Origin of the sequence: Streptomyces durocortorensis (assembly GCF_016901035.1) — a bacterium.
Lineage (GTDB): Bacteria > Actinomycetota > Actinomycetes > Streptomycetales > Streptomycetaceae > Streptomyces > Streptomyces durocortorensis.
Genome location: NZ_JAFEUF010000367.1, coordinates 1 through 4,858 on the forward strand (window position 1 = coordinate 1; position 4,858 = coordinate 4,858).

Genomic DNA, 4,858 nt, shown 5'->3' on the forward strand with positions numbered 1-4,858 from the left:
CGAGATCCGGTTTCAGACCCCGCCCCACCCGAGATTCCGACCCCGACGAGGAGAGTTACGCCGATGAGCCTGCGGGCACGCATGACCGCTCCGGAGGACCAGGGCGGGGCACGGGAGGACAGCCACATGGTGGCGACCTACCGGGCCAAGCTGCTGGAGGAGATCGACCTCGCGGAGATGTCCTCACTGGCCGCCGCCGACCGCCGGGCCCGGCTGGAACGCGTCCTCGGCCACATCATCAGCCGCGAGGGCCCGGTCCTCTCCACGGTCGAGCGCTCGCAGCTCATTCGCCGCGTCGTCGACGAGGCGCTCGGCCTCGGCATCCTGGAACCGCTCCTGGAGGACGCGTCCATCACCGAGATCATGGTCAACGGCCCCGACCAGATCTTCGTCGAGCGCAACGGCCGGGTCGAGCAGCTCCCGATGCGCTTCGGCTCCCACGAGCAGCTGATGCAGACCATCGAGCGGATCGTGTCGACCGTCAACCGCCGGGTCGACGAGTCCAACCCGATGGTCGACGCCCGCCTCCCCAGCGGCGAACGTGTCAACGTGATCATCCCGCCGCTGTCGCTGACCGGCGCGACGCTCACCATCCGCCGCTTCCCGCGCTCCTTCACGCTCCAGGAGATGATCGGCTTCGGTTCGCTGGACGAGCAGATGCTGGTGCTGCTCGCCGGGCTCGTCCAGGCCAAGCTGAACATCATCGTCTCGGGAGCCACCGGCACCGGCAAGACGACCCTGCTCAACGCGCTCTCCGGGCTGATCCCGAACGCCGAGCGCATCGTCACCATCGAGGACTCCGCCGAGCTTCAACTCCAGCAGAGCCATGTGATCCGGCTGGAGTCCCGACCGGCCAACGTCGAGGGCAAGGGCCAGATCACCATCCGCGACCTGGTCCGCAACTCGCTGCGTATGCGTCCCGACCGGATCGTCGTCGGTGAGGTCCGAGGTGGCGAGTCGCTCGACATGCTCCAGGCGATGTCCACCGGCCACGACGGCTCGCTGGCCACCGTCCACGCCAACAGCGCCGAGGACGCGCTGATGCGGCTCCAGACCCTCGCCTCGATGTCGGAGGTCGAGATCCCGTTCGAGGCGCTGCACGACCAGATCAACAGCGCCGTCGACGTGATCGTCCAGCTCACCCGGCACGCCGACGGAGCCAGGAAGGTCACCGAGATCGCCGTCCTGGACAGCCACGGCCGCGACCCGTACCGCATCGTCACGGTCGCCCGCTTCAACGCCCAGCCCATGGCCCCCGACGGCCGGATCTACGGCGACTTCCAGTACCTCCCACTGCCCCGGAGGGTCGCCGAGCGCCTCTACCTGGCCAGTCAGCCCATCCCGCAGGCGTTCGGCGTCGCCCAGTCCGCCGGACAACTCGCCACCCGAGAGGCCAACTAGGTACCGAGCCATGGACAACGTCAACCTCCCCCTGGTCACCGTCGGCGTCACCCTGCTGTGCTGCGTGCTCGGCGTGATGGGCCTGCACGCCTACTCCGGCGGCAAGGCCGACCGCGACGCCCTCGTCGAGCGGCTCTCGCACGTCGGCCAGATCCCCGAGACGGGCCGCGTCCGCCGCTTCAAGGGCCTCGACCGCAGGCTGCGCGCCACCGCGCTCGGCCGGAAGCTGGAGCTGAAGCTCGCCGCGACCGGCCTGGACGTCACCCCCGGCGAGTTCCTCGTCTACGCGCTCGTCGCGATGGCCGGGCTGTGGATGATCGCCTCCTCCCTGCTCGCCGCGTTCTTCGGCCCGGTCGCCGCCCTGATCGGCCTCTGGGGCACCAACGCGTTCCTCAACTGGCAGCGGATCAAGCGCACCGAGCGCTTCATCAACCAGCTCCCCGAGCTCTCCCGCATCCTCGCCAACGCCACCCAGGCGGGCCTGGCCCTGCGCACCTCGCTGTCGATGGCCGCCGAGGAGATGGAGAACCCGGCCGGTGAGGAACTGGCGCGGGTCGCCAGGCGGTTGGCGGTGGGCGAACCCTTGGAGGACGCGCTGAGCGAGCTCACCGACCGCCTGCCCTCCCGCGAACTCGTCGTCCTCGTCACGACTCTGGTCCTCTCCAACCGGGCCGGCGGTACGGTCGTCAGCTCGCTGCGCAACCTCACCGAGACCCTGGAGGAGCGCAAGGAGACCCGCCGCGAGGTCAAGACCCAGCTCTCCCAGGTCACCGTCACCGCCTACGCCGTACCCATCTTCGGCGTCGGCGCGATGCTGCTGATGAACGCGGTCATGCCCGGTGCGCTGGACCGGATGACGGGTGCGTTCATCGGCCAGGCGGCGGTGGTCGTGGCCATCGTGCTGTACGCCATCGGCTTCGTGGTCATCCGCCGCCTGTCCCGTATCGACGTCTGACGAGCTGAGGGGAAGAGAGGAAGAACCGCATGGACCTGCTGCTAGCCCTGGTCGTCGGACTCGCCGTCTACGGGGCCATCCACGGCATCCGGATGTACCGGGCCGACGCCAGACTCCCCGGCGACCTGGCCGTCGCCCTGGAGTCCGGTTCCTCCCGCGCCAGTACGGTCGGCTCCGGCATCGACCGCCTCGGCATCCGCTGGGCCCCCGCGGTCCTGCGGATGATGGGCCCCAAGGCCGTCAACAAGAAGCGCCGCCAGATCGACCTGGCGGGCAACCCCGGCGGCCTCACCATCGACCGTTACGCGGCCCGCCGCGCGGTCTACGGCGCGCTGGGCCTCCTCGGAGCCTTCTCCATGCTCCTCCGGGGCCAGCTCTTCCTCGCCCTCCTGATGATCGCCTTCGGCCTGTTCTGGGTGGAGGCGGGCATCTGGTCGGCGATCCGGGTCCGCCGCGAGCACATCGAACGCACCCTGCCGGACTTCCTCGACGTGCTGGCCGTCGTCGTCTCCGCCGGACTCGGCTTCCGGCAGGCGCTGGACCGGGTTGCGGAGAAGTACGAGGGCCCGTGGTCCGACGAACTGCGCATCACACTCCGCCAGATGGACATGGGGGTCAGCCGCCGCCAGGCCTTCGAGGAACTGCGCAGACGCAACGACTCCGAACAGGTCGCCATGTTCGTCACCACCCTCCAGCAGGGTGAGGAGCTGGGCGCGCCGATCGTCGAGACGCTGATCCAGATCGCCAACGACATGCGCCGCACCGACGCCCAGAACGCCCGCCGCAAGGCGGCCAGGGCGGTCCCGAAGGCGACGTTCGCGGTGACCACGTTCCTGCTGCCCGGCACGCTCCTGCTGCTCACGGTCGGATTCGTGTACGGAGCCGACGTCGACTTCGGGTCGCTCACGGGCGGGTGACATGAACGACGGGCGGGATGGGGACGGAGACCCCGGAGCAGTTTTACGGGACACGCGACGGAGGTGACAGGCACATGGCGTACCAACTCGGCAGCGCGCAGCCCGGACTGACCGCGGAACTGACCCGCGTCCACACCGGCACCCCGGCCCGACCGGCCTTCGCCATCCAGGTCAACGCGCTCCAGGCGATGTGCCGCCAGGTCTTCGGCTTCCGCCTGGCGATGATCGCGATAGCGACCCCGTACGCCATCAGCCACACCGCCCCCGGCCTGCCCACCTGGTTCATCGGCTCGGCGATCCTGGTCACCTTCATGGGCTCGTACGTCCTGTTCCGGGACTGGGAGCGCTTCGGCCCGGTGCTCCTGCGCCACCCCTGGCTGCTGGCCGTCGACGCGCTCTTCGGAGCCCTGCTCCTGATCACGGCGACCCCCGAGTCGACCCTCGCGTACGTCACCGTCTGCACCCCGCTGCTGGCGGGCCTCGTCCACGGCTGGCGCGGGGCGGCGGTCTTCGCGGCGCTCCAGGTGATCATCGTCGTCGGCGTGTACGCCAGCGTCCCGAAACTGGAGGCGGGCGGGGCGACGGCACTCCTGCTCCCCGGCTTCTGCGTGATCGCCGGGGCGGTCGGGGTCACCCTGCGCAACCTGCTCCTGCGCTTCGGAACGGCCACCCAGGCGCTCACCGAGACCAGGGCGCGGCTGGCGGTGAACGAGGCGGTGGAGGGCGAACGCACCCGCCTGGCACGGGAGATGCACGACTCGGTGGCCAAGACCCTGCACGGCCTGGCGCTGGCCGCCGACGGCCTGGCGTGCTCGGCGGACCGCATGGACCCGCCCACCGTGAAACTCCAGGCGGAGTTGGTCGCCCGGGCCGCCCGCCGGGCCGCCGCCGAGTCCCGGGAACTGCTCACGGACCTGCGCCGGGAGCAGGGCCTGGAGGCCGGCGTCGACCTGGTCGCGGAACTGGCCGCCCAGGCGCAGGACTTCACCGCCCGCCACCCGATCACGGCCACGTTCCGCCGCCTGTCCGAGGAGACCGAGGTCCCACCGATCCCGCAGGCGGTGGCCCGTCAGCTCCTCACCGTCGCCTCGGAGGCCATGGAGAACGCGCACCGACACGCCTCCCCGACGTACCTGATCGTCCTCGCGGGCGTGAAGGGCGACATGCTCCGCCTCAGCGTGTACGACGACGGCCGCGGCCTGCCCGCCGGAACCACCCTGGAAGGGCTGCGCCGGGCGGGCCACTTCGGCCTGGTCGGCATGGTCGAGCGGGCCGCCTCGATCGGGGCCCGCATCAGGATCGGCCGGGGGAAGGCGGAGAAGGGGACGGAGGTACGGGTGGAGCTCCCGCTGGCGGCACTGGCGAGCCGGGCGGAAGAGGGCACCACCGCGCCGGCACCTTTCCCCACCCCCGTGCCCGCTCCCTCCCCAGCACTTGAGAAGGCCACAATCCCCACCCGTAATTCGTAACCCTCGACCCTGAGAGGAGGTCGCAGCATGCCGGACGATGTGTTCCCCACGCCGAACCGCGACGGGGCGGCGGCTCACCACCACGCCCCCCAGCACCCGCCGTCGCACGTCCCGCT

4 protein-coding genes are annotated in these 4,858 nt (G+C 70.6%); all 4 read left to right on the top strand.

Annotated features, from left to right (window positions below):
* Positions 1–63: 63 nt before the first annotated feature.
* The 4 genes from JS521_RS33855 to JS521_RS33870 all read left to right on the top strand — a co-directional run bounded on the left by JS521_RS33855 (position 64) and on the right by JS521_RS33870 (position 4,742).
* The gene (locus tag JS521_RS33855; protein ID WP_205086717.1) at positions 64–1,401 is read left to right on the top strand and encodes a TadA family conjugal transfer-associated ATPase; all 1,338 of its coding nucleotides are present in this window, start codon (positions 64–66) and stop codon (positions 1,399–1,401) included.
* 10 nt (positions 1,402–1,411) lie between these two features.
* The gene (locus JS521_RS33860) at positions 1,412–2,356 is read left to right on the top strand and encodes a type II secretion system F family protein (RefSeq protein WP_205086718.1); all 945 of its coding nucleotides are present in this window, start codon (positions 1,412–1,414) and stop codon (positions 2,354–2,356) included.
* 29 nt (positions 2,357–2,385) lie between these two features.
* Positions 2,386–3,273 carry a DUF5936 domain-containing protein gene (locus JS521_RS33865; protein WP_205086719.1) on the top strand — a complete coding sequence of 296 codons (888 nt, stop codon included), beginning with the start codon at positions 2,386–2,388 and terminating at the stop codon, positions 3,271–3,273.
* A 74-nt stretch (positions 3,274–3,347) separates the two neighbouring features.
* Positions 3,348–4,742, top strand: coding sequence for a sensor histidine kinase (locus JS521_RS33870; protein WP_205086720.1), 1,395 nt, complete (start codon positions 3,348–3,350; stop codon positions 4,740–4,742).
* Positions 4,743–4,858 lie beyond the last annotated feature (116 nt).

Excerpts from the sequence above, each read along its gene's own strand:
- JS521_RS33870 (WP_205086720.1), top strand. The coding sequence starts at position 3,348 with ATGGCGTACCAACTCGGCAGCGCGCAGCCCGGACTGACCGCGGAACTG.
- JS521_RS33860 (WP_205086718.1), top strand. The coding sequence starts at position 1,412 with ATGGACAACGTCAACCTCCCCCTGGTCACCGTCGGCGTCACCCTGCTG.
- JS521_RS33865 (WP_205086719.1), top strand. The coding sequence starts at position 2,386 with ATGGACCTGCTGCTAGCCCTGGTCGTCGGACTCGCCGTCTACGGGGCC.
- JS521_RS33855 (WP_205086717.1), top strand. The coding sequence starts at position 64 with ATGAGCCTGCGGGCACGCATGACCGCTCCGGAGGACCAGGGCGGGGCA.